The organism is Pelagerythrobacter aerophilus (assembly GCF_003581645.1).
GTDB lineage: Bacteria > Pseudomonadota > Alphaproteobacteria > Sphingomonadales > Sphingomonadaceae > Pelagerythrobacter > Pelagerythrobacter aerophilus.
The window spans coordinates 74,908-100,285 of sequence record NZ_QXFK01000017.1 but is presented as its reverse complement, the minus strand read 5'-3'; the positions used below and the strand labels follow the sequence as shown (position 1 = coordinate 100,285).

32 protein-coding genes are annotated in these 25,378 nt (G+C 66.8%); 10 read left to right on the top strand and 22 right to left on the bottom strand.

Annotated elements, in window-relative coordinates; all coding sequences use genetic code 11:
• Window positions 1–5 precede the first annotated feature (5 nt).
• Window positions 6–236, bottom strand: coding sequence for an HIG1 domain-containing protein (locus tag D2V04_RS10770; RefSeq protein WP_119513696.1), 231 nt, complete (start codon window positions 234–236; stop codon window positions 6–8).
• Window positions 237–249: 13 nt separating this feature from the next.
• Complete coding sequence (gluQRS, locus tag D2V04_RS10765; RefSeq protein ID WP_119513695.1) at window positions 250–1,083, bottom strand: tRNA glutamyl-Q(34) synthetase GluQRS; 834 nt, start codon at window positions 1,081–1,083, stop codon at window positions 250–252.
• Between the two features lie 124 nt (window positions 1,084–1,207).
• On the opposite strand from gluQRS, the gene D2V04_RS10760 reads away from it, so the two are divergent.
• Window positions 1,208–1,813 carry an HNH endonuclease gene (locus D2V04_RS10760; RefSeq protein WP_119513721.1) on the top strand — a complete coding sequence of 202 codons (606 nt, stop codon included), beginning with the start codon at window positions 1,208–1,210 and terminating at the stop codon, window positions 1,811–1,813.
• Window positions 1,814–2,039: 226 nt separating this feature from the next.
• Here D2V04_RS10760 and D2V04_RS10750 read toward each other — a convergent pair whose 3' ends face one another.
• The 7 genes from D2V04_RS10750 to dksA all read right to left on the bottom strand — a co-directional run bounded on the left by D2V04_RS10750 (window position 2,040) and on the right by dksA (window position 7,292).
• Window positions 2,040–2,321 (bottom strand): hypothetical protein, encoded by a 282-nt coding sequence (locus D2V04_RS10750; RefSeq protein WP_119513693.1) that lies wholly within the window; start codon window positions 2,319–2,321, stop codon window positions 2,040–2,042.
• Window positions 2,318–3,535 (bottom strand): kynureninase, encoded by a 1,218-nt coding sequence (gene kynU, locus D2V04_RS10745; RefSeq protein WP_119513692.1) that lies wholly within the window; start codon window positions 3,533–3,535, stop codon window positions 2,318–2,320. Before kynU ends, D2V04_RS10750 begins: the two co-directional genes overlap by 4 nt.
• Window positions 3,535–4,326 carry a tryptophan 2,3-dioxygenase gene (locus tag D2V04_RS10740; protein WP_119513691.1) on the bottom strand — a complete coding sequence of 264 codons (792 nt, stop codon included), beginning with the start codon at window positions 4,324–4,326 and terminating at the stop codon, window positions 3,535–3,537. Before D2V04_RS10740 ends, kynU begins: the two co-directional genes overlap by 1 nt.
• A gap of 35 nt (window positions 4,327–4,361) precedes the next feature.
• Window positions 4,362–4,778 (bottom strand): DUF4112 domain-containing protein, encoded by a 417-nt coding sequence (locus tag D2V04_RS10735; protein WP_119513690.1) that lies wholly within the window; start codon window positions 4,776–4,778, stop codon window positions 4,362–4,364.
• Between the two features lie 18 nt (window positions 4,779–4,796).
• Window positions 4,797–6,269: an ABC transporter substrate-binding protein gene (locus D2V04_RS10730; RefSeq protein WP_119513689.1), complete on the bottom strand. Its 1,473-nt coding sequence runs from the start codon at window positions 6,267–6,269 to the stop codon at window positions 4,797–4,799.
• 54 nt (window positions 6,270–6,323) lie between these two features.
• Entirely contained in the window at window positions 6,324–6,701 is a 378-nt protein-coding gene (locus D2V04_RS10725; protein WP_119513688.1) for a PilZ domain-containing protein, read from the bottom strand.
• A gap of 132 nt (window positions 6,702–6,833) precedes the next feature.
• A complete protein-coding gene (gene dksA, locus D2V04_RS10720) occupies window positions 6,834–7,292 on the bottom strand; it encodes an RNA polymerase-binding protein DksA (protein WP_119513687.1) in 459 nt (152 codons plus the stop codon).
• A 284-nt stretch (window positions 7,293–7,576) separates the two neighbouring features.
• Here dksA and D2V04_RS10715 point away from each other — a divergent pair, with 284 nt between their 5' ends.
• Window positions 7,577–7,906, top strand: a complete 330-nt coding sequence (locus D2V04_RS10715; protein WP_119513686.1) for an SEL1-like repeat protein — start codon at window positions 7,577–7,579, stop codon at window positions 7,904–7,906.
• 10 nt (window positions 7,907–7,916) lie between these two features.
• Here the strand turns inward: D2V04_RS10715 and D2V04_RS10710 are convergent, their stop codons facing one another.
• The 5 genes from D2V04_RS10710 to D2V04_RS10690 form a co-directional block, all read right to left on the bottom strand.
• Window positions 7,917–9,056 carry a GNAT family N-acetyltransferase gene (locus D2V04_RS10710; protein WP_119513685.1) on the bottom strand — a complete coding sequence of 380 codons (1,140 nt, stop codon included), beginning with the start codon at window positions 9,054–9,056 and terminating at the stop codon, window positions 7,917–7,919.
• Complete coding sequence (locus D2V04_RS10705) at window positions 9,053–9,709, bottom strand: glycerophosphodiester phosphodiesterase family protein (protein WP_228766374.1); 657 nt, start codon at window positions 9,707–9,709, stop codon at window positions 9,053–9,055. Before D2V04_RS10705 ends, D2V04_RS10710 begins: the two co-directional genes overlap by 4 nt.
• Before the next feature lie 103 nt (window positions 9,710–9,812).
• Entirely contained in the window at window positions 9,813–10,271 is a 459-nt protein-coding gene (locus D2V04_RS10700; protein WP_119513683.1) for a RidA family protein, read from the bottom strand.
• The gene (locus tag D2V04_RS10695; RefSeq protein WP_119513682.1) at window positions 10,268–10,912 is read right to left on the bottom strand and encodes an HAD family hydrolase; all 645 of its coding nucleotides are present in this window, start codon (window positions 10,910–10,912) and stop codon (window positions 10,268–10,270) included. The genes D2V04_RS10700 and D2V04_RS10695 overlap by 4 nt, the downstream gene beginning before the upstream one ends.
• Complete coding sequence (locus D2V04_RS10690) at window positions 10,909–11,118, bottom strand: DUF3572 family protein (RefSeq protein WP_404825301.1); 210 nt, start codon at window positions 11,116–11,118, stop codon at window positions 10,909–10,911. Before D2V04_RS10690 ends, D2V04_RS10695 begins: the two co-directional genes overlap by 4 nt.
• A gap of 141 nt (window positions 11,119–11,259) precedes the next feature.
• Between D2V04_RS10690 and D2V04_RS10685 the strand changes: the two genes are divergently transcribed.
• The 5 genes from D2V04_RS10685 (at window position 11,260) to D2V04_RS10665 (ending at window position 14,733) form a co-directional block, all read left to right on the top strand.
• Window positions 11,260–11,628: a response regulator gene (locus D2V04_RS10685; RefSeq protein ID WP_119513719.1), complete on the top strand. Its 369-nt coding sequence runs from the start codon at window positions 11,260–11,262 to the stop codon at window positions 11,626–11,628.
• An 85-nt stretch (window positions 11,629–11,713) separates the two neighbouring features.
• Complete coding sequence (locus D2V04_RS10680) at window positions 11,714–11,959, top strand: acyl carrier protein (RefSeq protein WP_119513681.1); 246 nt, start codon at window positions 11,714–11,716, stop codon at window positions 11,957–11,959.
• The gene (spt, locus tag D2V04_RS10675) at window positions 11,956–13,206 is read left to right on the top strand and encodes a serine palmitoyltransferase (RefSeq protein WP_119513680.1); all 1,251 of its coding nucleotides are present in this window, start codon (window positions 11,956–11,958) and stop codon (window positions 13,204–13,206) included. The genes D2V04_RS10680 and spt overlap by 4 nt, the downstream gene beginning before the upstream one ends.
• Before the next feature lie 68 nt (window positions 13,207–13,274).
• Window positions 13,275–14,261: a GSU2403 family nucleotidyltransferase fold protein gene (locus D2V04_RS10670; protein ID WP_182849737.1), complete on the top strand. Its 987-nt coding sequence runs from the start codon at window positions 13,275–13,277 to the stop codon at window positions 14,259–14,261.
• Between the two features lie 40 nt (window positions 14,262–14,301).
• Window positions 14,302–14,733: an OsmC family protein gene (locus D2V04_RS10665; protein ID WP_119513678.1), complete on the top strand. Its 432-nt coding sequence runs from the start codon at window positions 14,302–14,304 to the stop codon at window positions 14,731–14,733.
• A gap of 9 nt (window positions 14,734–14,742) precedes the next feature.
• Here the strand turns inward: D2V04_RS10665 and D2V04_RS10660 are convergent, their stop codons facing one another.
• Window positions 14,743–15,378: a YqaA family protein gene (locus tag D2V04_RS10660; protein WP_119513677.1), complete on the bottom strand. Its 636-nt coding sequence runs from the start codon at window positions 15,376–15,378 to the stop codon at window positions 14,743–14,745.
• Between the two features lie 513 nt (window positions 15,379–15,891).
• On the opposite strand from D2V04_RS10660, the gene D2V04_RS10655 reads away from it, so the two are divergent.
• From D2V04_RS10655 to D2V04_RS10645, 3 genes are all read left to right on the top strand, one after another.
• On the top strand, window positions 15,892–16,212 hold the full coding sequence (locus D2V04_RS10655) for a DUF6127 family protein (RefSeq protein ID WP_119513676.1): 321 nt from the start codon (window positions 15,892–15,894) through the stop codon (window positions 16,210–16,212).
• 386 nt (window positions 16,213–16,598) lie between these two features.
• The gene (locus D2V04_RS10650; RefSeq protein ID WP_119513675.1) at window positions 16,599–17,684 is read left to right on the top strand and encodes an OmpA family protein; all 1,086 of its coding nucleotides are present in this window, start codon (window positions 16,599–16,601) and stop codon (window positions 17,682–17,684) included.
• A 92-nt stretch (window positions 17,685–17,776) separates the two neighbouring features.
• On the top strand, window positions 17,777–18,364 hold the full coding sequence (locus D2V04_RS10645) for a superoxide dismutase family protein (protein WP_119513674.1): 588 nt from the start codon (window positions 17,777–17,779) through the stop codon (window positions 18,362–18,364).
• Between the two features lie 7 nt (window positions 18,365–18,371).
• On the opposite strand, the gene D2V04_RS10640 is transcribed toward D2V04_RS10645, so the two are convergent.
• The 7 genes from D2V04_RS10640 to D2V04_RS18360 form a co-directional block, all read right to left on the bottom strand.
• Window positions 18,372–19,988: a spinster family MFS transporter gene (locus D2V04_RS10640; RefSeq protein ID WP_119513673.1), complete on the bottom strand. Its 1,617-nt coding sequence runs from the start codon at window positions 19,986–19,988 to the stop codon at window positions 18,372–18,374.
• Window positions 19,969–20,673 (bottom strand): 7-cyano-7-deazaguanine synthase QueC, encoded by a 705-nt coding sequence (gene queC / locus D2V04_RS10635; protein WP_119513672.1) that lies wholly within the window; start codon window positions 20,671–20,673, stop codon window positions 19,969–19,971. The genes D2V04_RS10640 and queC overlap by 20 nt, the downstream gene beginning before the upstream one ends.
• A gap of 56 nt (window positions 20,674–20,729) precedes the next feature.
• A complete protein-coding gene (locus tag D2V04_RS10630; RefSeq protein ID WP_119513671.1) occupies window positions 20,730–21,137 on the bottom strand; it encodes a DUF3617 domain-containing protein in 408 nt (135 codons plus the stop codon).
• Window positions 21,138–21,222: 85 nt separating this feature from the next.
• Window positions 21,223–22,116: an Hsp33 family molecular chaperone HslO gene (hslO, locus tag D2V04_RS10625; RefSeq protein WP_119513718.1), complete on the bottom strand. Its 894-nt coding sequence runs from the start codon at window positions 22,114–22,116 to the stop codon at window positions 21,223–21,225.
• A 47-nt stretch (window positions 22,117–22,163) separates the two neighbouring features.
• On the bottom strand, window positions 22,164–23,093 hold the full coding sequence (gene argF / locus D2V04_RS10620) for an ornithine carbamoyltransferase (protein WP_119513670.1): 930 nt from the start codon (window positions 23,091–23,093) through the stop codon (window positions 22,164–22,166).
• Window positions 23,093–24,283, bottom strand: coding sequence for an aspartate aminotransferase family protein (locus D2V04_RS10615; RefSeq protein WP_119513669.1), 1,191 nt, complete (start codon window positions 24,281–24,283; stop codon window positions 23,093–23,095). Before D2V04_RS10615 ends, argF begins: the two co-directional genes overlap by 1 nt.
• Window positions 24,284–24,415: 132 nt before the next feature.
• The gene (locus tag D2V04_RS18360; protein ID WP_119513668.1) at window positions 24,416–25,192 is read right to left on the bottom strand and encodes a cold-shock protein; all 777 of its coding nucleotides are present in this window, start codon (window positions 25,190–25,192) and stop codon (window positions 24,416–24,418) included.
• Window positions 25,193–25,378 lie beyond the last annotated feature (186 nt).

Here is a 25,378-nt window from a genome sequence, read left to right as displayed (position 1 = left end):
GCCGCCTAGCTGGAAACGGCGAGCAGGACCGCCACGACCAGCACCGCCAGCGCCTGATACTTGATGCGCGCGAACATCATCTTGTTCTGCATCAACTGCATCTCGGTCGCGACGCCGGTATCCTCGCGCTCGAGGTCCATCTTGGTGCTCTTGAGGAAGGCAATGATGCCGCGCACCAGCGAATAGACGACCAGTCCCATGAGGACGACGAGGACGATGACGAAGAAAGTGGTCATCTGCGTAACCTAGTCACTCGCCGAGCGAAATGCCAGCGGGGAAGCGCCCGGCACGCAGATCGGCCGCGAGTGTGAGGCCGTCCTCGTCCGCCCGGCGGCGGTCGGCCAGCGAGGGCGAATTGCGGCGCTTGGCCAGCTTCCGGCCCTCGCGGTCCAGGAGCAGCGGGTGATGGTGCCAGGTCGGCACGGGCAGGCTGAGCAGCGCCTGAAGCAGACGGTGGATATGGGTCGCGGCGAACAGGTCTCGCCCGCGCGTCACCAGCGTGACGTCATCGACCGCATCGTCGAGCGTGGCGGCCAAGTGGTAGCTCGCCGGAGTCTCGCGATCCTTGCGCACCAGCACCACGTCGCCGAGGCGCGCAGGATCGGCCTGCTGGACGCCGGCGCGCTCGTCGGTCCAGCTCAGCGGGCCGGTGCGCGCCAGCGCCTCAGCCACGTCGAGCCGCCAGACGACCGGCTCGCTTGCGTCGACGGCGCGGCCCTTGCAGGTTCCGGGATAGACCGGGCCTTCGAGTCCGATGGCTTTGGCAGCCGCCGCGATCTCGGCCCGGGTGCAGGTGCAGGGATAGAGCAGGCCTTCATTCCGCAACCGGTCGGCGGCCGCAACGTAGCTCGCGAGGCGGGCCGACTGCGGCGCGACTTCATGCCATTCCAGCCCGAGCCAGGCGAGATCGGCACGGAATTCCTCCGCGAGTTCCGGTCTACTGCGCGCGCCGTCGATATCCTCGATCCTGAGCAGGAAACGCCCGCCACGCTCCCGGGCGAGATCGTGCGCGACGATCGCCGAAAAGGCGTGCCCGAGATGCAGCGAACCGTTCGGGCTGGGGGCGAAGCGGGTGACGATCAGCGGTTGCCTCCGTGACGCAAATGCCGCGACTCGCGGAAAAAGCTTGTGGATTCCGCTCCTGTAACAGTCTTGACGCCTTTTGCGGCAAGTGCTCCCTTCGACGTATCAGGGAGGACACGCGCAGGTGTTCAAGGCCGAACTGATCGAACGGGCGGCGCGGTTCAGGAGCGCCGAGGAAGATCCGACACGCAGCTTGTCGGCATGCCCGGCGCTCGTCCTCAACGCCGACTTCACGCCGCTCTCGTACTATCCGCTGAGCCTGTGGCCCTGGCAGACCGCGATCAAGGCGATCTTCCTCGACCGGGTGGATGTGGTCGCGACGTACGAGCGGGAGGTCCACTCGCCCTCGCTCGACATGAAGATCCCGAGCGTGATCGCGCTCAAGCAGTACGTGAAGCATTCGGAATTCCCCGCCTTCACGCGCTTCAACGTGTTCCTGCGCGACCGCTTCGCCTGCCAGTACTGCGGCAGCCCGCAGCACCTGACCTTCGACCACGTCGTGCCCCGCCGTCTGGGCGGCAAGACGACGTGGGAGAACATCATCACCGCCTGCGCGCCGTGCAACATGAAGAAGGGCGGCCGCACGCCTCGCCAGGCCCACATGCCGCACGTCAGCCCGATCCGCCCGACGAGCTGGCAGCTGCAGGAACGCGGCAAGGCCTTCCCGCCCAACTACCTCCACGAAACCTGGCGCGACTGGCTCTATTGGGACATCGAGCTGGAGGAGTGATCGTAGGAGCAGCTTTGCCGCTCCCGCGCCGTGCGCCAGCAGGCGAGCAGCCCGCCCAGAATACCAACGAGATAACTCGCCGAGTGCGCCCAGGCGGCGGCCGCGAACGGCACGTGCCGCCCTTCCGGAACTTCATTTGCCCATGGCCCGATTGCGTTCGCTCCACTCGCCATGAGGACCGACCCGGCCAAGGCGGACAGGATGGCCGCTCCCGCCATCAGGCCGATCACCCGCAGAATGCGCGGGCGCACCGCATGCAACCCGAGACGGGGCCAGCGGCCCAGTCGGGCGCAGCCTGCAAGCGCGATGCCAAGCCCCAGACCGACCACCAAGTCGCGATCACGCCCCAGCCAAATGCCAGCAACATGGGGTTTCGTGTGGGAAAGACCGGGGGATGGGCGATCGTGAAGTATTCGAGCGCCACATGCGCGGTGATCAGGTCATGCAGAATGCCATATATGATTGCGGCGATGACCGAGAATCCGATGATTTTAAACCATTCGATCACGTCACCGCCGCCCGCTCGCGGAATTCCTCGCGCTGCCATTCGCCGGTCTTGAGCACTTCGGCGAGGTGCTGCGCTGCCTGGGCCACATCCTCGAACGAGACGTAGGCCGGAGCGAAGCCGAGGCGGAGGATGTCGGGGTCGCGGAAGTCGCCGATGACGCCGCGAGCGATCAGGGCCTGGCAGATCGCGTAGGCTTCCGGGTGGCGGAAGGAGAGTTGGCTGCCGCGCTGCTCCGGGTCGGCGGGACTGACGAGATCGAGTTCGACGCCCGCGCGGTCGAGGCAGGTGCGGAAGAATTCCGACAGCGCGCGCGACTTCGCCGCCAGGCGTTCGATCCCGATTTCGGCGGCCAGTTCGATGCCGACTTCGAGCGCCGCAAGACCGAGGATCGGCGGGGTGCCGGTCAGCAGGCGATCTACGCCCGCCGCAGGGGCATAGTCGTCCGAAAAGGCGAAGGGCGCGGCGTGGCCCATCCAGCCGGTCAGGGGCTGCTCCAGCGCCTCGTGGTGGCGGCGTGCGGCGTAGGCGAACGCCGGAGCGCCGGGGCCGCCATTCAGGTACTTGTAGCCGCAGCCGACCGCGAAATCGGCCCCGCACCCGTTGAGGTCGACGGGAATCGCGCCGGCGCTGTGCGACAGGTCCCACAGGACCAGCGCGCCGGCCTCGTGCGCGGCGCGGGTGAGCGCGGCCATGTCGAACACCGCGCCGGTCTTGTAGTGGACATGGGTCAGCAGCAGCAGCGCCACGTCGCCGTCCAGCGCCCCGGCGATCCGCTCGCGCGGGACGAGGCGGCGTTCGGCGAGGCCCTGCGCCTCGAGCCCGGCGATCATGTAGAGGTCGGTCGGGAAATTGCCCGGCTCGGACAGCACGACCTTGCGCCCTGGTTGCATGCGAAGCGCCGCCGCGATCAGCTTGAACAGGTTCACCGAAGTGCTGTCGCAAGCAATCACCTCGTCCGGCGCCGCGCCGATCAGCGGGGCGATCTTGCCGCCGACGCGCTGCGGCATGCCGATCCAGTCCGCGCTGTTCCAGCTGCGAATCAGCCCCTCGCCCCATTCGCCTCGGATCACCTGCGCCATCCGGCCGGCGGTGGCTTTCGGCAGCGCCCCGAGCGAGTTGCCGTCGAGGTAGATCACGCCCTGGGGCAGATCGAAGCGCGCGCGGTAGTCGCGCAGCGGATCGGCGGCGTCGCGGGCGCGGGCTTCGGCCAGCATCAGATCGCCGTCCTCACGCTGAGCAGTTCGGGAAAGAACGCCTGCTTCAGCACGCCTTCGAGATAGGGTACGCCGGGCGTGCCACCAGTGCCGCGCTTGAAGCCAATGATGCGCTCGACCGTCTTCAGGTGGCCGAAGCGCCAGCGCTGGAAATGGTATTCGAGATCGACCAGCTTCTCGGCGAGCTCATAGAGATCCCAGTGCGCCGAGGGCTCTCGGTAGATCTCGGCCCAGGCCGCCTCGACCGCGGGCGAATGCTCCCACGGGCCGTCGTGGTCGCGTGCGAGCACCTCGTCCGGGATTGCGAACCCGCGCCGGGCGAGCAGGCCGATCGCCTCGGCATAGAGGCTCGGGCGGGCGAGCTCGGCGCGCAGTGCCTCGGCCACGTCCGGCGTCGCCTCGTGGATCGTCACCATGTCCGGATTGCGGCCGCCGAGGAGGAATTCCATCAGCCGGTACTGCGCCGACTGGAACCCGCTCGAACCGCCGAGATGAGGCCGCACGGTCGAATAGTCGTGCGGCGTCATCGTCGAGAGCACGTCCCAGCTCTGGATCAACTGCCCCTGTGCGCGGGCGACGCGGGCGAGCATCTTGAACGCCGGGCGCAGCGTGTCGGCGGCGATGTGCTCGCGCGCGGACTGAAGCTCGTGCAGGCAGAGCTTGAGCCACAGCTCGCTCGCCTGGTGGACGATGATGAACAGCATCTCGTCGTGCGCGCCCGAGACCGGGTGCTGCGCCGCGAGGATGCGGTCGAGGTCGAGATAGGAGGAATAGGTGACGTCGCGGGCCATGGGCGGCCTCTACCGCGAACCGGTCACCAATGAAACTACCCCTCGATCACGCGCGTCGCAGGATGATGCTTGTCGAGATGCTTGCGGACGATCTTCAGGTTGCGCGTGTTGGAGCGGAACAGCAGGTCGAAGGCGTCGCCCGCGATCGGGATCGCGCCGACTGCGGTATCGAACGCGACGTTGCCCGCCATGCGCCACAGCTTCCACTTGGGCAGGCCGAGGTTGCGCGCTTCCCACACGATGTAGGCGCCCATCGCCGCGGTCACCAAATCGCCGACCACCGGCACCAGCCCCGCGATCGAGTCGAGCCCGACCGGATAGTTGATCCCGGGAATGCGAAAGCTGCGCTCGAGCAGCATCTCCATCGCCTCGATCCGCTTGCGGACCGACTGCGGGTCGGTGCCGAGAGGCAGTTCGATGCCCATCGCGCGGGGTTGCTGGCGCTCGTCCATGCGTTTCTCCTTACACCCCTAGATGGGACGGAGCGCGAGCGGGAGCAAGGGATGGACGTTCCACCGGTTCTCCTGGAACCCTTCGATCCCGCCGCGAACCAGCGACCAGCGGATCGGCGCACCGATAGGAATATAGACGTTGCTCGCGGCAAGCTCGGCCTCGGCTTCGGCGAACAGTGCAGCGCGCACCATGGGGTCGGCTTGCGACCGCGCCTCGGCCACCCTGGCATCGGCTTCGGGCACGCACCGGCCGGTATTGAGCGCGCAGTTGAACTGGTTGAGGAACCAGCGTGCACTGCCGTAGCGCGCGACCCGGTCGACCAGCGTCAAATCCGCGTCGTCCGAATCCTCGACCCGCTCGAGGCGGATTCCGATCGCGGCCAGGTCGGCCGCCAGTTCGCGGAACAGCAGGTCGGACCCGGGACCCGGCGGCAGCGCGATGGTGACCCGGGCGGCGCGGTCCTCGCCCTCTCCGCGCCACGCGGCGATCCGCTGCGCCGCCTGTGCGCGGCGTTCCTCCAGCGTAAGGTCGGTCCAGCGCTCGTCGATCGTCCCGATATCGTCAGGCAGGCCCGGCGCGACGATCCGGGTGGTGGGAATCCACCCGCCGATATTGAACGGCTGGAGCAGCGTGTCGCGGTCGATCGCCATTGCCACCGCCTCCCGCCGCGCGGCATCGGCCAGCAGGCCCTCGCGCGAATGGACGCGCAGGCCGAACAGACCGAGCGCCGCGTCAAGCCGGACGGTCCCGCGCGAGAGCGCACCGACGTCGGCCAGCGGGAGATCGGCGAGCCGGCCATTGAGCACGAGATCGGCGCCGCCCGATTCGAATGCCGCGACTGCCTGCTCGGCCGGCAGCGCGCGCAGGCGAAGCTGGCGGATGCGCTGGCGCCATTCGGGATCGGCCGGCAGACCGCGCGTTTCCGGCGGTCGCGGCTGCAGGATCCAGGCGTCGTCGGTGCGGTTGACCGCCATCGGCCCGGTGCCGCGCCCGTTGCGGCGCAGCCCGAGTTCGGGCTGAGCGAGCACCTGCAGCAAATCGGGCATCGGGCTCCACAGGCGAATCTCGATCACCCGCCCCGTCATCGCCCGCACTTCGCGGATCTTGGCGAGATCGAGTCCGAGCGAGGTGCCGCTGAGCCGGGCGATCGTCCGCCCCAGTTCGGCGCGGACATCCTCCGAGTCGATCGGCGTGCCGTCTGCCCAGTCCGAATTGCGCAGGCGAAAGATGTAGCTCAGCCCGTCGTCGGTAACGATCCAGCGCTCGGCGACCGCGGGCACGACGTTGCCGTTCGCATCGAGCGACACGAGCCCATCCGCGGTCGCGGCGCGCAAGTGCTGCCCGGCGGAGGAGAGGCGCAGCCCGTCCTCCTCCAGCTCTTCCGGCTGACCGATGAAGACGACATCGACCAGATCATCGTTACCCGCGCCGCCGCAGCCGGCGAGCGCGAGGAGCGCGAAGAGGGAAAGGGCCAGGGTGCGGATTCTCATCTCCGCGACGGCCTAGCAAGCAAACCAGGCGAGGTCAGCCGCGAACAGCGCGGATCAGAGCTTGCGCAGGCGCGAGGGATCGACCGCGGCGTGCAGCGGCATGATCGAAGCGGGCTTGGTGAAGCGCGGGGTGTCGGCATCCGACGAACCGACCGGCGCGCGCACGCGGCTGGCGTCGATCTCTTCGGAAAAGGCGATGCCGAAGCGCTTGTCCTGAACCCAGGCCACGGTGCCGCCGACCCAGCCGATGTTGCGCAGATCGACCGACAGACGCACGCCCCGCTCCACCCGCACGTCGCCTTCGGCCATCATGCCGCCGGCGGAAAGATTGCGGACCTTGACGCGATGCTCCGCCGCGTCGCCGTCCAGGCGAAGCGAGGCGAGCAGGAACAGGCTGTCGCGTGGGATGTGTCTGGTGTCGACGCCGGACATTCGCGGTCCCGGTCCTTTCCTCGGTCTCTCGATCTGCTCGCGGCAGGCGACCCGCGGGCCCGAATCGGATTAGGCAGGATTGGCTAAGGAAGCTTTAAGCCTGTTTGCCCGCCGGTCGAAGCCTGCCCGCGATCAATCGTCGCGGGAGATCTTCTCGCGCCGCTCGTGCGCTTCCTGCGCCTCGACCGTCATTGTCGCGACGGGCCGCGCGATCAGGCGGCGGATGCCGATCGGATCGCCCGTCACCTCGCAATAGCCGTATTCGCCGGCATCGATCCGGCGCAGCGCGGCGTCGATCTTGGCGATCAGCTTGCGCTGCCGGTCGCGGGTGCGCAGCTCGATTCCCCAGTCCGCCTCGCTCGACGCGCGGTCGTTGAGATCGGGTTCCCGGATCGGCCCATCCTGCAACGATTGCAGCGTCGCCGAGGAGGCGTCGAGGATCGACCGTTTCCATTCGAGCAGGAGCTTGCGGAAGAAGTTGACCTGCTGCTCGCTCATGTAAGGCTCGTCTTCGCGCGGCACGTAGTCCGCCGCGATCGATTTCCGGGCCTTTTCGAGAACTTCGATGTCGCTGGACATCGCGGACGCCATAGTTGCCTCTCAACCCCTGCCGGCCATAGCCGGCGCTTGTTTCAGGCCGTTCGGTACATTCCGGCGACCCGGACCTTCGCGTTGGGCGCGCCTATAGGCGGGGGCAAAAGCACGCACAAGCGACAATCGATGGCCGCGCGCTAGCCCGGTGAAAATTAAGGTGAGCCGAACGGGTCCGGCTGTCTGCAGCAAGGTTCCTCGCGGCGTTAACGGTTTGTTGACCATGACCGCCGAAAAGTCGGCCTACGGGCGATGGGGATCGCCGGTATTTGGGGGGACTTACGATGGAACTGATTCCGATAGAGGGCGGCATGGCGATGCCCGCCGACACGACCGCCGCCGATATGCTGGTCGCGCACTGCCTCACCGCAGCGGCGCACGGCGATCCGGCCGCCTATTTCGATCTCGGCGTGGCTTTCTCGACCGGCAGCCACGGTGCGCCGTGCGATCTGGTCGAGGCGCACAAGTGGTTCAATCTCGCCGCGCTGGGCGGGCACGAGGCCGCTCCCGGCTGCCGGGCCGAGGTGTCGGAGGAAATGACCGCTCGCGAGATCGCCGAGGCGCAGCGCCGCGCGCGCAACTGGCTCGGCACCGGCGAGCGCAAGGTCGCCTAGGGCCAGAACCCTAGTCTTTCCGGAACGGCGTCCGCTCGGCCATGAACGAGCGATCGAGCGAGACGCCTTCGCGTTCGCGCTCGAGAAAATCGGCCACCGCCTCGCGGAAGCCGGGATCGGCGATCCAGTGCGCCGACCAGGTCTCGACCGGCTCGTAACCGCGCATGAGCTTGTGCCCACCTTGCGCGCCGGCCTCGACCCGTGCGAGCCCGCGCTCGATCGCGGCGTCGATCGCCTGGTAGTAGCACAGCTCGAAATGGAGGAAGCGCCGCTCGGCGGTGCAGCCCCAGTAGCGGCCGAACAGCGTCGTCCCGCCGATAACGTTGAGCGCGCCGGCGATCGGCACGCCGTCTTCGTAAGCGAAGACCAGCAGGATCCGGTCCGCCATCCGCTCGCCCAGCAGGGTAAAGGCCTCGCGCGTCAGGTAGGGATGGCCCCACTTGCGCGCGCCGGTGTCCTGGTAGAATTCCCAGAACGCATCCCAATGCTCGGGCCGGATCGCGTCGCCGCTGAGGTGGCGGATCTCCAGCCCTTCCTGCGCCGCGGCGCGTTCCTTGCGGATCGCCTTGCGCTTGCGCGAGCTGAGCGCGCCGAGGAACGCATCGAAGCTGTCGTAGCCGCGGTTCTCCCAGTGGAACTGGATGTCGCTGCGCAGCATCCACCTCGCCTGCTCGAACAGCGCGCGCTGTTCGGGTTCGATGAAAGTCGCGTGGGCGGAGGAGAGCTTGAAATGGCCGCAGACCCATTCGGCCGCGCGCAGAAGCACCTCCGCGTCGCCCGGCGTGGCGGCCAGCAGCCGCGGCCCCGTGGCGGGTGTGAACGGGACAGCGATCTGCAGCTTGGGGTAATAGGCCCCGCCCGCGCGCTCGTAGGCGTCGGCCCAGGCGTGATCGAACACGTATTCGCCCTGGCTGTGCGACTTGACGTAGGCCGGCATGGCGGCGGCGAGCCTGTGATCGGGCCCGCGCTCGACCACGATCGGCAGCGGCAGCCAGCCCGTCTCCGGCCCGACGCTGCCCGAATCCTCGAGCGCGGTGAGGAAGTCGTAGGAGACGAACGGATTGTCCGTGCCGGCGAGCGCGTCCCATTCGGCGCGCGGCAGCGAGCCGACCGATTCGGCGGTGCGCACGCGCGGCTGGCCGTCACTCACGCCAATCCGTCTCCTTCCGCGATCGGCGCGTCGGCGTGCAGCGCGGCGCGCTCGCGAAGTTCGGGCGAGCGAACGGTCCAGGTCAGGACCGGGATACCGCGCTTGCGCTGGCCCGCGGCAAAGCGGCTGGGCAGGTCGCGCACGTCGTAGGCAAGGAAGTCCGGCCGGGCATGCCACAGCGCCGCATGCCGCCGCCACAGGCCGACGACGCCCTTGTCGTCCTCCTCGGTCACGACCAGCCCGCGGACCGTGCGGGGCGCGTGGACCGAGAACCAGCGCGACACACGCGGGTCGAAGCTCATCACCGCATGCGGGCCGCGGTAGCCGTCGAGCGCGCGGCGCACGGCGAGGCACAGCGGCGCGACTCGCCGCTCGCGCTTCGACTTGAGCTCGATCAGCACGGGCACCCTGCCCCCGACCTGGGCCAGCATCCGTTCGAGCGAGGGAACGCGGTCGCTGCTGCCCGCGAGCGCGATCCGTTCGATCTCCGCCAGCGGGCGGCGGATCACCGGGCCGCGCTCGTCGGTCAGCCGGTCGAGCTCCCAGTCATGGAACACCGCCGCCCGGCCATCGCCGGTGCGCTGGACGTCGCACTCGATCGCGAGGCCGCGCGCCATCGCCTCGGCGAAGGCCGAAGGCGAGTTCTCCGGCACGCCGGACGAATGGAGTCCGCGGTGGGCATAGGTCCACTGGGCGAGCCATTCGACGCGCCGGGGATCAGGGGCCGGTGCCCGCCAGGCGTCGATCGGGTTCAGCTCAGTCCCTCACGGCGACGATCGCGTCGACCTCGACCGCGGCGCCGAGCGGGAGCGCCGGCACGCCGACCGCGGCGCGGGCGTGGCGGCCGGCGTCGCCGAAGACTTCCAGCATCAGATCCGACACGCCGTTGGCGACTTTGGGCTGGTCGGTGAAGTCGCCCGCCGAATTGACGAAGGCGCCGAGCTTGACGATCCGCTCCACCCGGTCGAGCGAGCCGAGCGCGGCCTTGAGCTGCGCCAGGATCATCAGGCCGCAGGCGCGCGCCGCCGCGGCACCCTGGTCGAGTGCGAGGTCCTCGCCCAGCCGCCCGGTCACCAGCTTGCCGTCGACGAACGGCAGCTGGCCCGAGACATGGGCGAGTCCGCCCGCGACCACCACCGGAACATAGCTCGCGACCGGCGCCGCGGCTTCCGGCAGCGTGATTCCCAGTTCGGCAAGTTTCGCTTCGATGCTCATGCGTGTTCCTTATCCTGTGTTTCGAAGTTCAGTTGTTCGAGCAGCCAAGGCAGCGCCTCGCCCCAGGCGTCGATCCGGGCGTGGGCGTGGCCCGCGCGGTGCGCGCAGTCGATGTGCGGGGCGAGCTGCGGCTCGCCGCAGAGGTGCAGCCGCACGACGTCCGGCACGGTCTCCGCAGCAGAGCGGTGATGCTGCGGCAGATCGTCGATGAAGATCGCGCGGCTCGGCGCATATTCCTCGACGATCGCCTTGAGCGCCGGCCCCTTGGGGCCCTGATTGGTGAAGACCCGCGCCGCGATCCCGTGATCGGCAAGCTGGCGCGCGCGGCGTTCCCGCCGTTCGTCGTTGAGGTTGGTCAGGATCACCACGTCGGCATGCTCGGCCAGCGCCGCGACGCCGTCGACCGCGCCTGCGATCGGGAGCTGGCGGTCCATCTCGGTGTCGAAGAAGCGGCCGAGCAGGCGCCATATGTCGCGCTCCTCCACCCGCTCGCCGCTCTCGCGCCAGCGCATGGCTTCGGCGAAGTTGTTGCTGCCGATGGTGAAGTCGACCCGCTCGCTCTCGCCGAGCCAGTCGCGGAAGTGCGCCACCATGTGCAGCAGCACTTCGTCGCAGTCGGAGATGATCAGCGGGCGGCTCATTGCGAAAGGCTCCTGTGCGCCTCGATCAGCGTCTCGGGCGCGACGTTCAGCGCGTCGGCCGCGAGCACGAGATCGGGCTCGTGATTGGCGAGAAATTCGAGAACGGCGGCAAGCACCCCCCGGTCGGTCAGCCGCTCGCGCAGGATCTCGGGCGTGAGCCCGGTCAGCGAGAGCAGCCGCTGCGCCCGGTCGTCATCCTGCAGCACCCAGCCGAGCGCGGCGAGCGCCAGCGAATCGGCGTCGCCCGGGGCATGGTCGTTCGATCGAGTCTCGCGAATAATTGTCAGCGTCCTCCGGGAGGCATAAGGCGTTGGGCAGCAAGGGGAGCGCCCGACGTGAGCGAGGCTGTGGCAAAGAGAATACTGGTTGTCGAGGACAACGACCTCAACCGGAAACTGTTCTGCGACGTCCTGCGCGCGAACGGCTTCGAGGTCGAGCCGGTGGCGGACGGCGAGTTCGTGCTCGACGCCGCGCGCGCCTTCGCGCCCGATCTGGTGCTGATGGACATCCAGCTCCCCAACGTCTCCGGCGTCGACCTGATCGCCGCGCTCAAGCGCGAGCGCGGGCTGGCCGAGGTGCCGGTGCTGGCGGTGACCGCCTATGCCGGCAAGGGCGACGAGGAGCGGATTCGCGACGCCGGCGCGGCCGACTATCTCGCCAAGCCGGTCTCGATCGGGCCGTTCATGGCGGCGGTCCGCCGGCTGGTGCCGGCTTGACAAGCGGGGGCCGGACCCGCTTTGCCGCCGCTTTGACATGACGGGCGCCGCCCCTGCCCGAAGCTACGAGATTGGAACACCGCACATGGACCGCCCCGAAACCGACCAGACCATTCGCCGCCTGATCGACCCGTTCAACAAGAAGGGCGTCGAGATCACCGAGGCGACCACGTTCGCCGGCGACCTCGAATTCGACAGCCTGACGGTGATGGATTTCGTCGCCGCGATCGAGGACGAGTTCGACGTGATCATCTCCATGAACCAGCAGGCCGAGATCGAGACCTACGGGCAGCTCGTCGGCGCGGTGCACAAGCTGCAGGCCGACCGGTGAGCGAGGGTATTTCGCAGCCCGACAAGCCCGAGACGCTGGAAGGCGAGTCGCGCGATCTGTTCAGCAAGTTCGACGATCTGATCGCCATGCGCGAAGGGCTGCTCGCGTCCGGGCAGGAGGATCCGTTCAATCTGGTGATGGAGAAAGTCCTCTCGCCCACCCGCGCGATCTGCAACGGGCGCGACACGATCCTGCTCGGCACCTACAATTACATGGGCATGACCTTCGACCCCGACGTGGTCGAGGCGGGCAAGCAGGCGCTCGAGGATTTCGGCAGCGGAACCACCGGCAGCCGCGTGCTGAACGGCACCTACCAGGGCCACAAGGAATGCGAGGACGCGCTGCGCGAGTTCTACGCCATGGACCACGCCATGGTGTTCTCGACCGGCTATCAGGCCAACCTCGGCATCATCTCCACGATCGCCGGCAAGGGCGACTACATCGTCCTCGACATCGACAGCCACGCAAGCATCTGGGACGGATGCGCGATGGGCAAGGCGGAAGTCGTGCCGTTCAAGCACAACGACCTCGAGGCGATGGAGAAGCGCCTGCGCCGCATTCCCGAAGGCGCGGGCAAGCTGGTCGTGCTGGAAGGCGTCTATTCGATGCTCGGCGACATCGCGCCGCTCAAGGAGATGGTCGCGGTCGCCAAGAAGTACGGCGCGATGGTACTGGTCGACGAGGCGCACTCGATGGGCTTCATCGGCGAGCACGGCCGCGGCGTGTGCGAGCAGGCCGGTGTGATCGACGACGTCGACTTCATCATCGGCACCTTCTCCAAGAGCGTCGGCACGGTCGGCGGCTTCTGCGTCTCCAACCACCCGAAGTTCGAGATCCTGCGGCTGGTCTGCCGGCCCTACGTCTTCACCGCCTCGCTCCCGCCCAGCGTGGTCGCGACCGCGGCGACCAGCATCCGCAAGCTGATGCACGGTTCGAACAAGCGCGCCCACCTGTGGGAGAATTCCAAGCGGCTGCACGGCGGTCTCAAGGACCTTGGCTTCGAGCTCGGGACCGAGGAACCGCAGAGCGCGATCGTCGCGGTGATCATGCCCGACCTCGAACGCGGCGCCGCGATGTGGGAGGCGCTGCTCAAGGAAGGCCTCTACGTCAACCTCGCCCGCCCGCCGGCGACCCCCGCCAACATGACCCTGCTCCGCTGCTCGCTCTGTGCCGAACATTCGGAAGAGGAAGTCGAGACAATCCTCGGCATGTTCAAACGCGCGGGGAAGGCTGTGGGGATTATTTAAATTGCTGATCTAAAACGATTTATCCTGCATTCTTGCATTTTATCAGGATGCAGGATAAATGGTTGCTCATGGAAGACCGGGTCAGTCCTTTCAGCGATGAGCAGGCGCGAGCCCTGATCAACCTGCGGCCGCGCTACGAGGCGATGATCGAGGCGCAGCGCGGTCTCTCCCGGCTGCCTTACAATCTCGTGCGCAAACGAGTCGGCAAGTACGAATATCTCTACGAGGCAATCGACAGATCGAACAACGGCAAGAGCCTCGGCCGGATGTCGCCCGAACTGGAACGACGGCTCGCCGATTATCGCACCGCCAAGTCGGACCTGCAGCACCGCCTGACGAAGGCCAGCGGGTTGGTCGAAGAGATCGGGCGTATGGCGCGTCCCCTGCATCTTCCGATGCTGTCGAGCGCCGCGGGCGAACTGCTGCGTGAGCTTGACCGACGCCGGCTGCTCGACGGAACCTTGCTCATCATCGGGACGAATTGCCTTCCGGCCTACGCTATCGAGGCCGGTGGCGCGATTGCAGATGCGCCCGACGAGACCGAAGACTTCGATCTTGCGTGGGTCGCCGAAGAGCAAGCCGAGGAGGCAGGGCTATGGGCGGCACTCAAAGCGGTCGATCCGACCTTTACGGTCAATAGCGAACGACATTGCCAAGCGCGGAACGCCGCGACCTACGAAGTCGATCTGCTGGTCGCGCCGTCGCGCGCCGAAACGCTCGCCCCGCGCGAGCGACCGCGCCCGATCTCACTGCCGTCTCAGGAATGGCTGTTGCTCGGGCGCCCGGTCAATCAGGTCGTCCCGTGCCGTGACTGGAGCGCCGCCCGACTGGTGGTGCCCGACCCCCGCTGGTTCGCCCTGCACAAGCTGTGGCTCGCCGATCAGGCCGAGCGTAACCCGCTCAAGCGGCGCAAGGATCGGGCGCAAGGCAACGCGGTGCTCGATGCAGTCGCACAGGCGATGCCGCACTATCCGCTCGACGCCGCGTTCGCGCGATCCGTTCCGGGCGAGCTCGCATATTACTGGCAAGCCTGGCGCGAAAGCGCGGAACGCTGACGCCCGCCAGTCGTCTCGAATGTGAAGGAGATCGGAAGCGATGAAAACCGTCAACAAAGGCAGTGCTCGTTACGAAGGGCTCGGCAAGGATGGCAAGGGCAGCGTCTCGACCGGGTCGGGCGCGCTGAAGGATCAGCCCTACGGCTTCGCCACGCGGTTCGAGGGCGCGCCGGGGACCAATCCCGAGGAACTGATCGCCGCCGCCCATGCGAGCTGCTTCACCATGGCGCTGAGCTTCGCGCTGGCGCGCGCCGGACATGAGCAGGGTACGCTCGAGACCGAAGCCAAGGTGACGCTAGAGAAGGAAGGCGATGGCTTCACCGTCACCCGCTCCGACCTGACGCTGACAGGCCGGGTCGAGGGCATCGGGCGCGAGGAATTCGAGACGCTCGCCACCGAGGCGAAGGCGAATTGCCCGATCTCCAAGCTGCTCAAGGCGGAGATCACGCTGGAGACGACGTTCGAGGGTTAGGCGTTCGCTCTATACCGCTTCGATCGCCGCGGCGGCGCACTTGTCCTGCGCCGCCTCGTCGCCGCCCGAGAGGTAGGACAAGGCGAGGAAGCCGCCGACCACCAGCACCGCGAACGCGGTGGTGACGGTGATCAGGTATTCGTCGATCACCCGCTTGATCGGGGCGCCGAACAGGCGGAACAGCACGCCGACCGTCAGGAAGATCAGCGCGCGGCCGGCGATGCTAGCGAGGATGAACGGCACCAGCGCCATCTCGATGAAGCCGGCGGTGATCGTCAGCAGCTTGAACGGCACCGGCGTGCTGCCGGCGAGGAAGATCACTTCCCAGTCGCGCTCGCGCAAGTGGCAGGCGGCGACCGGGAACTCCTCGGCCAGCCCGATCGCGGAAAGCAGCGCGGTGCCGACGGTGTCGTAGAGGAAGTACCCGATGGCATAGCCGAACAGCCCGCCCAGAACCGAGGCGAAGGTGCAGATCAGCGCGAAGCGAATCGCCTTCTTCGGCTCGGCCAGGCACATCAGGCCGAGCAGCGGGTGCGGCGGGATCGGGAAGAAGCTCGCCTCGACGAAGGCGATCAGCGCCAGCCACCCCTGGGCGTGGGGATGGGAGGCCTTCTCCATGGTCCATTCGTAGAGTTTGCGCAGCACGCCTGAGCCCTTCGTTCCTCGCGGAGTCCGCGGCGCTTAGGCGAGCCATGAAGGGAGCGCAATGGCGATTGAAATAACCTGTTTGGCACTTTTCTCTTGACATCGTGACGATATTTGGTTAGAGAGGCGGACCATCGCGATAGTGTGATTCGAGGAAGGTCCGGTTGCAGCCGCCCCTCCTCTCTTTCTAATGGAAACGATCATGACAAAGGCGAACTCTCGCCCGCTGGCAGCCGTCCAGCTGCAGCCAGGGCGTGGCGCAAGACATTCCCGGCGGAGCTTGCGCGCACTTCCAAGGTTCGGTTCAGCTCGAAGGTGACGTTCCTGCCAGCCGCGGACAAGTTTCTCACCGGCCCACGCGATGGACTGGATCTGGGGGCCGCGCCGCGATCAATCTCGATCCTGTGCTGGCGCCGCCAAAGGGCGGGGGGGGGCCTAAAGGCGCAGGCTCCGCGGCCTTGTTCCCCTCTGCGGACGAGAAGCACGCGATCTTCACACCGGGAGTAATCTGACATGGACAGAACGAATACGATCGCCCGGCTAATGGCTGAAGCACGCGCGGATAGCGAGTCGGGCTGCTGCGAGCTGGTGACTCTGCGCGCACTGGTCGAGGAGGCGGCCGAACTCGGTGCGGACCGCGCGCTCACGCGCACTGGCCTCGCCGATCCCGACGCGTGCGACGATCTGGACGAGCTGCGTGAGCTGCTCCAAGTTTGGCGCGACGCGAAGGCGAGCGTATGGCGCGCCACGCTTGCCTGGCTGGTGCGCGGGATGCTGGCACTGGTGATAATCGGCGTTGCAGTGCAGCTCGGCGTGACTGACGCGCTTCGGTGATACCTTGCGGGCTACGATACACGTATTCGAAAGGGCCGCGGGGCGGGCCGCGCTCCACTACGGCGAATGGTTGCGGGCGAGTGTACCGGAGAGCCCCGACGGAGGGACGACGATCGACGCCGAGGCGCGTGCCGCGATTGATAATCTTGTCGAAACTCTCCGCCTCGCAGGGATTTTACCCCGCACCGAATGAGGAACCCAATCCGGGGTCGCGCGTTCGGGGTGGCACAGGAGGGTCATTTTCGTTCAAGATTTCGGCCGGAGTATCCCAAAGCGAGGCATTATTGCAACAGTTTCGGGATATTGGCCGCTTGCCTCCCTCTTGGGGAAAAGTTAGAAAACAGAGCACACGGTGGCTCTATTTCGCTGAAAAGGGGAATTATATAATGCGGAAACTCGTCATTGGATTGGCGATGGCCTCTACGGCCCTTGCATCGCCGGCCCTCGCACGTGACGGCCAGTGGTATATCGAAGGCCAAGGTGGCCCGATGATCGTCGAAGACTTCGACTTCGATATCGTCGACGCCGACGGCGACGTTATCGATACCGCTGGTGCCGACACGGACACGGGCTACGACTTTGGCGGCGTGGTCGGCTACGACTTCGGTGGCTTCCGCCTCGAAGCCGATGCCAGCTATCGCTCTGCGCCGATCAGCACGCTGACGGCCGAGGGTGATCAGTTCGACGCCGGCGGTGACGCAAGCGCTCTTGCGTTCATGTTGAACGGACTCGTCGACTTCGGTGAAGATGATGGCCTGCAGGGCTTCGTCGGTGCCGGTGCCGGTGTTGCGCGCACCAGCCTCGACGCCACGATCGGCGGCCCGAACGTCATCGACGATTCGGACACCGGCTTCGCGTGGCAGGCTCTTGCCGGCGTTCGCGCGCCTCTGACCGACAACATCGATGTCGGCCTGCGCTATCGCTTCTTCAACGCGGAAGACGTTTCGCTGGTCGACGCGGCTGGTGGCCAAGCCGATACGCGGTTCCGGTCGCACTCGATCCTGGGCACGCTGACGTACAACTTCGGTGGCGAACCCGCGGCTCCGCCGCCCCCGCCGCCGCCGCCGCCGCCGCCGCCGCCGCCTCCGCCGCCTCCGCCCCCGCCGCCGCCTGCACCGGTGTGCAACCAGGGCCCGTACATCGTGTTCTTCGAATGGGACAAGTCGGACATCACGCCCGAGGCAGCGACCATTCTCGACAACGCGGTGTCGGCTTACAGCAGCTGCGGCACGGCTTCGGTCATGCTCGCCGGTCACACCGACCGGTCGGGTACGCAGACCTACAACATGGGTCTGGCCGAGCGTCGTAACGCGTCGGTCCGTTCGTATCTCAGCGGCCGGGGTATCCCCGACGCGCGGATTTCGAGCGAAGCGTTCGGCGAATCGCAGCCGCGCGTTCCGACCGCCGACGGCGTCCGCGAACTTCAGAACCGCCGGGTGGAAATCACCTACGGTCCGGGTTCGGGCATGTAAGTCTCGCGAAAGCGACGATTTCAATGGAAGGGGCCGGAGCAATCCGGCCCCTTTTTTGTTAGGCTAGGGTCCCCGCAAGACAGGAGCCTTTCATGATTCGTCTATCTCTTCCCATCGCCCTGACCGCCGTGGCTGCCCTCGCCGCGTGTTCTCCCGCTTCGGATACCGCGGAAGAGAGCACATCGACCGAGACTCCTTCCGCCGATGCCGCAGCTGAGGCCCCTTCGAACGAGACGGTGGGATCGGCTTCCCTGGCGCTTGCCGACGGCACCCCCGCCGGAACGGTCGAATTGCTGGGCAACGGCGGCAATCTCACGCTTAAGATCGCGGCCACGGGACTCCCGGAGGGAACCCACGGCTTCCATCTTCACACGACGGGTGACTGCACACCCCCCGACTTCACCTCGGCAGGCGGCCATCTCAATCCCGCCGGCAACGAGCATGGCCGCGAGAATCCGGCCGGAAGCCATCTCGGCGACCTCCCCAATCTCGTCGTTGCTGCCGACGGCACCGCGTCGACCACGACCGATCTCGGCAGCGAAGAGCAGAGCGTCATCGATTCGCTGTTCGACGCCGACGGCACCGCAGTGGTCGTGCACGCCGATGCGGACGACTACCGCACCGATCCTACGGGCAACGCCGGCGCGCGCCTCGCCTGCGGCGTGCTCGAACGCACCTGACGCGCGTCTAGCGCAACTCCTCGCCTGCCGCGCGTGCGCGCTCGACTACGGTCGCGCCCGCGGCAGGCACCAGCCTGAGTGCCGCAAGGAGCAGCACGAAGCCGATCGGAACGGCGACCAGGGTGGACATGATTCCCGCGGTCAGGTCGTCTCCGCTGACCGCGGACACGTAGCCCGCCATGAACGGCCCGATGCCGAGCCCGATCAAGGTGGTGGAGAGGAAGAAGATCGCCGTCGCGAGACCGCGCATGCGCGGCAGGACCAGCGCCTGGCTGCTCGCCGCCGCCGCCCCGAGCGCCGAGGCCGAGGTCATCTGGGCGAGAAAGCTCGCGATGTAGAAGATCGTCAGGCTCGAGGTGTTGTAGGCGAGCACGAGCGGCGGCACCGACGACAGAAGTCCGAACATGACCACCCAGACCCGTCCGGTCGGGCGGCGTTCGAGCAGGAAGTCCGCCACTCGGCCGCCGCCGATCACACCGAGGAACCCGGCCACTGCCGAGGGCGCGCCGAGAAACCAGCCAAGGTCGCTCTTGTCGGCGCCCAGCGCTCGTTCCGCATAAGGCGCCCCCCAGTACGCCGCCGAATAGGCGACGAAGGCAACCGTGCCGTAGCCGAGCACGACCGTGAGGAACGCTGGCGACCCCCAGGTGAGCCGGAATGTCGGCAGATCCCGCGACTTGAGCGACATCGTCCAACTGAACACCGCATAATAGCCGACACCGAGGAACAGCCATTGGTCGGACACGCCAGGCACCAGCGCGGAGGTCGCCGGAACGAGCGATGAGAGCAGGACCACGAGCACAGCGAAGAAGATCGCGCCGGCGACGTTGACGGCCAGAGCGCCGACCCCCCGCATCGCCGCGCCTATCAAGGTGAACGGTGGGATCACCTGCACCAGTTCCTCCAGGAACCCCCGGAACGGATGCGGGTCTTCCGGAGTCGGCAATCCGTCCATCGCGCCGCGGATCGGCTCGCGCAGCGTCAGGATCCAGAGCGCCAGCAGCACGCCGGGAATGCCGACCGAGAGGAAGGCGGCCTGCCAGCCTACGAGCCCCAGCGGTCCGCCGTCGGGATAGGCCGCGTTCCAGTTCTCGACCACCAATCCGCCGATCAGCAGCGATACGCCGCCGCCGAGGTAGAGGCCCGAGGAATAGATCGCGAGCGCCGTCGCGCGCAGCCGCGCCGGGAACCAGTCCGAGATCAGCGAATAGGCGGCGGGGCTCGCAGTCGCCTCTCCCACGCCGACGCCGATGCGCGCCACCGTCAGCGTCGCGGCATTGCGGGCGAAGCCGGAGAGTGCGGTCATCGCCGACCATAGCGCGAGGCCGATGCTCATCAGCCGCAGTCGCTTCCAACTATCCGCAAGCCTGCCGAGCGGAATGCCGAACAGCGCATAGAACACTGCGAAAGCGGTGCCGTAGAGGAAACCGAGATAGTCGTCCTCCACCCCCAGATCGAGTTTAATGTCGTTCGCGAGGATCGAGAGAATCTGGCGATCGATGAAGTTGAGGACGTAAACGACCACCAGAACGCCGAGTGCGTACCAGCTATATGCCGGTACCGTTTGCCGCACCTGCTCCGCTTCGGCAGGCGCGTGCGCCTCGTCAGTCTGGCTGTCGTTCATAGCTGATCCCATCCTCCAACCCCGCTTCTGCGAATCCCTTTTGACGCAAGCGGCAGCTGTCGCATACCCCGCATGCGCGGCCGGTCGGTCCGGGCGCGTAGCACGACCAGCTCAGCCCCGTGTCCAACCCCAGGCGGTGCGCCTCGGCCGCGATCTCGGCCTTGCTCATGTGTTGCAGCGGGGCATTGATCGCGATCGCGCGCCCTTCGACGCCGGCCTTCGTGCCAAGCCGCGCCATCTCCTCGAACGCCGCGATGAATTCAGGCCGGCAATCGGGATATCCGGAATAGTCGAGCGCGTTCACGCCGATGAAGATGTCGCTTGCGCCGGCCGCCTCGGCACAGGCCAGCGTCAGCGACAGGAACACGATGTTGCGTGCCGGGACGTAAGTAACAGGGATGTCCTCCCCCACGCCGCCGGTCGGCACCTCGATATCGTCGGTCAGCGCCGAACCGCCGAATACAGTGAGGTCGAGCGGAAGGACCACATGCCGCATACAACCGAGCATGGCGGCGATGTTCCGCGCCGCCTCGATCTCCACCTTGTGCCGCTGGCCGTAGTCGATCGTCAGGGCATGCAGGGCGAAGCCGCGCTCGCGCGCGAGAGCAGCGGATACCATCGAGTCGAGCCCGCCGGACAGCAGCACCACTGCGACGTCGTGCCGATTGTCCGCGTTCGATCCCATTTTTCCGGGCTAGGGAGAAAATCCCGGCGGAGCAATGGGAAGCATCGCTGCTTCCGTCAGCGGCAGGTTCCCGTCCGGCGCGCCTCGGCAGTGAACTGGAACGGGAGGCCGCCGGCGATCCCCTGGCTTTCCACCTGCGCCAGCGAGCCGGTTTCCCGGCGAATACTGGTCCGCCCGTAATTGGCGCCACGGCAGGTGTACTGGACGGTCACTTCATCGCTCCCGTCCTCGATCACATAGCGCGAGCACTTGCTGTTCTGATGGCGCAGTTGGATCAGTTCGCGTCCGGTCTTGAGGCAGATCTGCTGCGCCGGGCTGCCGTCGCGGAAACGCAACTGCCACTGTCCCGGTTCGAGCCGACCGAGCATGGACAGGCTCGGCGATTGCGCGGCGACCGCAACACCCGCCGCCAGCCCCGCGACTATGACAATCGACCGAAGTGCAGCGACGGACGACTTGAGCATTGATCGATCTCCAGACAACCTGCCTGACAGTTAAATATGTATCATGATCGTAAGGGCAAGTCGTTGCACGAATGCGACAGTCCGTTCACGCTTCGATTTCGAACACTTTCGAACAGAACGCACAGTCGATCAGAATCATTCCGTTTTCATCGCGCATGTCCGCCCGATCCTCCTCTGGAAAGCGAGCGATGATCTGTTCGTAGTGCTCGGCCGAGCAGCGGCATCCGCGCGCAATCGGCGCGCCGGGCTGGACGCGGACTTCCTCTTCTTCGTGAAACAGCCGCCACACCAGGGCCTCCAGCGAAAGCGCGGGATCGATCAGTTCTTCGTGCCGGGTGCTTCCAGCGAGCGCCACGACGTGTTCCCACTCGGGATGATCCATCCGTGCGTGAAGCCGCTCGCGGCCTTCTTCGCCGTCGGGCAGGTGCTGAACGAGCAGGCCCCCGGCCGTGCAGCCATCCTCCCCGGCGCGCGCGGCGACGCGGATCAGCGTGGGGATCTGCTCCGACTGCCCAAAATAGGCCTCGCAGGCTTCGGCCAGTGTCTCGCCTTCGAGCGGAACGATACCCTGATAGCGCCCCTCGCCACCTGCCATATCGAAGGTTATCGCGAGATAGCCCTTTCCAAACAGCGCGGAGAGCGGAGGATTGGCGCCGAGTTCGGTCAGCCGCTCACGGTCGAAATCGACGTATCCGCGGAGCTGCCCATTGCGGTAATCGCACACCAGCAAGCGCACGACCCCGCCTTCGGTCTGCGCCTGCATGGTCAATTGACCGCTCTCGTCCTTGAGCAACCCGCCGATCAGCGTCGCAAGCACGAGCGCTTCCGCGAGCAGGTGCGTGATGGCGGGCGGGTAATCGTGGGCCGCGAGAATCTCGTCGATCGCGCGGTCCAGCCGCACCGCCTTGCCGCGCGCGTTGCGCGCCGGAATCGTGAAGCCCAGCAGCTTGTCGGAAAAGGTTTCAGTCTGGTCCGTCATGCCGCGCATATGGGCAGAGAGTCAGCGAAAGTAAGGCACCAGCGCTCTCAAAGCTTTCCGAAGCACCAGAGCAGGACCGACTTCTGCGCGTGAATGCGGTTCTCCGCCTCGTCGAACACGACCGCTTGCGGGCCTTCGAACACTCCTTCGCTCACTTCCTCGCCCACATGCGCGGGCAGGCAGTGGAGGAAGCGCGCCTCGGGCTTGGCGCGTGCCATCAGCGCCTCGTCCACCTGGAACGGCGCCATCGCCGCCAGCTTCGCCTCGGCATGCTCCTGTCCCATGGAGACCCAGGTGTCGGTCACGAGGATGTCGGCACCCTCCGCGGCTTCGGCCGCGTCGTTCGTCAGCCGTATCTGCGCTCCGTTCGCCCGAGCGGCCTCCACGAATTTACCATCGGGCTCGTAGCCGGGCGGGGTAGCGACGCGGACGTTGAACTTGAACAGCCCGGCCGCCTCCAGAATCGAATGCAGCACGTTGTTGCCGTCGCCGAACCAGGCGAGTTCGAGCCCGGGCAGCGGCTTGCCGTGTTCGATCACGGTGAGGAGATCGGCGACGATCTGGCACGGATGCGACCGGTCCGTCAGGCCGTTGATCACCGGCACGCTGGCATGGCGCGCCATCTCCTCCGCCTTTGCGTGATCGTCGGTGCGGAGCATGATCGCGTCAGCCATGCGGCTTAGGACGCGCGCAGTATCGGCGATCGACTCGCCTCGGCCGAGCTGGCTGGAAACCGAATCGAGCACCAGGGTCGATCCGCCGAGCTGGCGCATGGCGATATCGAAGCTGACCCGGGTGCGGGTCGAGTTCTTCTCGAACACCATCGCCAGCACGTGCCCGGCGAGCGGAGCGTCGGCATCGGCCTTGCCCCGGGGCCACTCGCAGCGCGCGGCCTTGCGCTGCTGCGCGTCGTCGATCATTGCGGCAAGCGCATCGGTCCCCGCGTCCGACAGGTCGAGGAAGTGGCGGACGGCCATCAGGCCGGCTCGGGGACTGCGTAGTCGGCGGCGCCGGCGGAGAGCTTGTCGAAGAACTCCTCGATCTCGGCATCGCCGATCACCAGCGGCGGCAGGACACGCAGGGTGTTGTCGCCCGCCGCAACGGTCAGCAACTGATGGTTATCGCGCAAGTGGGCGAAGAACGGCCGGCTCTCGACCTTCATCTTGAGGCCGAGCATCAGCCCCTTGCCGCGCACGAGCTCGAACAAGTCGGGATAGTTGCCGATGAACTGCTCGAGCCGGGTGCGGATGCGTTCGCCCTTCTCGGTTACTTCGGCGAGGAATTCGTCGTTCGCGACCGCGTCCATCACCGCCGTGCCCGCCGCCATCGCCAGCGGGTTGCCACCGTAGGTGGAGCCGTGCGTCCCGAAGCCCATGCCGCGCGCGGCCTTCTCGGTCGCGAGACATGCACCGAGGGGAAAGCCGCCCCCGATGCCCTTCGCGGTGGCGAGAATGTCGGGCTCGATCCCGTAGTGCTCGTAGGCGTAGAGCTTGCCCGTGCGCGCAACGCCGCACTGAACCTCGTCGAGCACCAGCATCAGATCGTTCTCGTCCGCGAGGGTGCGCAGCCCCTTCATGAACGCGTCCGATGCGGGGCGAATACCGCCCTCCCCCTGGATCGGCTCGACCAGGAAACCGGCGGTGTTCGGGCCGATCGCCGCCTTCGCGCCTTCGAGGTCGTCGAACTCGACGTACTTGAACCCACCCAGCAGGGGCATGAAGCCCTTGTGCATCTTCTCCTGATTGGAGGCGCTGATGGTCGCCATCGTCCGCCCGTGGAAGGCGCTGGTGAAAGTGATCAGTTCATGCCGGTTTTCGCTGCCTGCCGCCTGATGGTAGGCGCGTGCGGTCTTGATCGCGCACTCGACCGCCTCCGCGCCCGAGTTGGTGAAGAACACCGTGTCGGCGAAAGTCTTGTCCACCAGCCGCTGCGCCAGCGCCTCACCCTGGGGGCTGCCGTAAAGGTTGGAGACGTGCATCAGCGTCGCCGCCTGGCGCTGAATGGCGCCGATCAACCCTTCGTGACTGTGTCCGAGCAGGTTGACCGCGATGCCGCTCGCGAAATCGAGATAGCGCGTGCCGTCCTCGTCGATCAGATGGCAGTGATCGCCGCGCACCGGGCGCACACCGCAGCGGGGATAGACGGGCATGAGCGGGGTGATCGACATTGGCAGAATCCTTCGAATCGGGATCGGGAAACGACAAATGGCGGCCCCCCGAGCTTATGCCCCGGAGCCGCCATTCGCACCGTCTAGATTTTCGCCGTGGCCCGGTCAAACATCGGGCGGGAAGCGAGCGTGTCAGCCCTGGACGGGCACCAGGTTGACCGCCGAGTGCTTACCTCGTCGGTCGACCTCGAGATCGAACTCGTAGCGCTCGCCCTCGTTGATGGCGGATAGCCCGGAACGCTCGACTGCGCTGATGTGGACGAACGCATCCGGCTGTCCGTCGTCGCGGACGAGGAAGCCGAAGCCCTTCATCGCGTTGAAGAACTTGACCGTACCGGTCGCCTTCTCTCCGGTCAGCTCGCGCTGCGGAGCGCCGCCGCCGCGATCCTCGCGGTCGCTGCGCGCCTGCACCGGCACGACGTCGCCGACGATCTGCAGATCCTGCGCCGAAATCTTGCCGCCGCGATCGACCAGGTTGAATTCGAGCTCCTGCCCCTCGCCGAGACCTTCGAGGCCGGCACGTTCGACCGCGCTGATATGGACGAACACGTCCTCACCGCCGCCTTCCTGCTGGATGAAGCCGAAACCCTTCTGTCCATTGAAGAACTTGACCGTGCCCTTGCCGGTGCCGACGACCTGCGCCGGCATGCGGCTGAAACCGCCGCCACCGCCACCGCCGCCGCGTGGTCCGCCGCGGTCGCCGCCGAAACGGCCACCGCCTCCGCCGCCGCTGCCACCGCCGAAGCGATCGCCGCCGCCACCGAAGCGGTCACCGCCGCCGAACCGATCGCCGCCGAAACCGCCCTGTCCGAAATCTCCGCCGGGTCCACCGAAAGGATCGAACCCGTCTTCACCGAAACCATCGCGCTTGTCGCGTCCGCGACCCCGGCGGCCTCTATCGTAACCCATAGTTCAACACGTACCTTCGCACCGCCCCCGAACTCTCCCATGCCTACCGGACGGACGGGCCCCGGCAAGGTCACGTCGGTGGCCAACACGCAAAAGCGCTGGGTCCCCACCTGCCAAACGCCAACCATAGCGCAGAAATTATGCCCACGCGAATGATTTAACGGCTTCGCCCACCTTGGCGCGAAA

Coding starts and splice junctions, on each gene's coding strand:
- D2V04_RS10770 (WP_119513696.1), bottom strand. CDS start 236: ATGACCACTTTCTTCGTCATCGTCCTCGTCGTCCTCATGGGACTGGTC.
- kynU (WP_119513692.1), bottom strand. CDS start 3,535: ATGCTGGCCGAAGCCCGCGCCCGCGACGCCGCCGATCCGCTGCGCGAC.
- D2V04_RS10740 (WP_119513691.1), bottom strand. CDS start 4,326: ATGGCCCGCGACGTCACCTATTCCTCCTATCTCGACCTCGACCGCATC.
- D2V04_RS10735 (WP_119513690.1), bottom strand. CDS start 4,778: ATGGACGAGCGCCAGCAACCCCGCGCGATGGGCATCGAACTGCCTCTC.
- D2V04_RS10730 (WP_119513689.1), bottom strand. CDS start 6,269: ATGAGAATCCGCACCCTGGCCCTTTCCCTCTTCGCGCTCCTCGCGCTC.
- D2V04_RS10725 (WP_119513688.1), bottom strand. CDS start 6,701: ATGTCCGGCGTCGACACCAGACACATCCCACGCGACAGCCTGTTCCTG.
- dksA (WP_119513687.1), bottom strand. CDS start 7,292: ATGGCGTCCGCGATGTCCAGCGACATCGAAGTTCTCGAAAAGGCCCGG.
- D2V04_RS10715 (WP_119513686.1), top strand. CDS start 7,577: ATGGAACTGATTCCGATAGAGGGCGGCATGGCGATGCCCGCCGACACG.
- D2V04_RS10700 (WP_119513683.1), bottom strand. CDS start 10,271: ATGAGCATCGAAGCGAAACTTGCCGAACTGGGAATCACGCTGCCGGAA.
- D2V04_RS10695 (WP_119513682.1), bottom strand. CDS start 10,912: ATGAGCCGCCCGCTGATCATCTCCGACTGCGACGAAGTGCTGCTGCAC.
- D2V04_RS10680 (WP_119513681.1), top strand. CDS start 11,714: ATGGACCGCCCCGAAACCGACCAGACCATTCGCCGCCTGATCGACCCG.
- D2V04_RS10670 (WP_182849737.1), top strand. CDS start 13,275: ATGGAAGACCGGGTCAGTCCTTTCAGCGATGAGCAGGCGCGAGCCCTG.
- D2V04_RS10665 (WP_119513678.1), top strand. CDS start 14,302: ATGAAAACCGTCAACAAAGGCAGTGCTCGTTACGAAGGGCTCGGCAAG.
- D2V04_RS10655 (WP_119513676.1), top strand. CDS start 15,892: ATGGACAGAACGAATACGATCGCCCGGCTAATGGCTGAAGCACGCGCG.
- D2V04_RS10650 (WP_119513675.1), top strand. CDS start 16,599: ATGCGGAAACTCGTCATTGGATTGGCGATGGCCTCTACGGCCCTTGCA.
- D2V04_RS10645 (WP_119513674.1), top strand. CDS start 17,777: ATGATTCGTCTATCTCTTCCCATCGCCCTGACCGCCGTGGCTGCCCTC.
- D2V04_RS10640 (WP_119513673.1), bottom strand. CDS start 19,988: ATGAACGACAGCCAGACTGACGAGGCGCACGCGCCTGCCGAAGCGGAG.
- queC (WP_119513672.1), bottom strand. CDS start 20,673: ATGGGATCGAACGCGGACAATCGGCACGACGTCGCAGTGGTGCTGCTG.
- D2V04_RS10630 (WP_119513671.1), bottom strand. CDS start 21,137: ATGCTCAAGTCGTCCGTCGCTGCACTTCGGTCGATTGTCATAGTCGCG.
- hslO (WP_119513718.1), bottom strand. CDS start 22,116: ATGACGGACCAGACTGAAACCTTTTCCGACAAGCTGCTGGGCTTCACG.
- argF (WP_119513670.1), bottom strand. CDS start 23,093: ATGGCCGTCCGCCACTTCCTCGACCTGTCGGACGCGGGGACCGATGCG.
- D2V04_RS10615 (WP_119513669.1), bottom strand. CDS start 24,283: ATGTCGATCACCCCGCTCATGCCCGTCTATCCCCGCTGCGGTGTGCGC.
- D2V04_RS18360 (WP_119513668.1), bottom strand. CDS start 25,192: ATGGGTTACGATAGAGGCCGCCGGGGTCGCGGACGCGACAAGCGCGAT.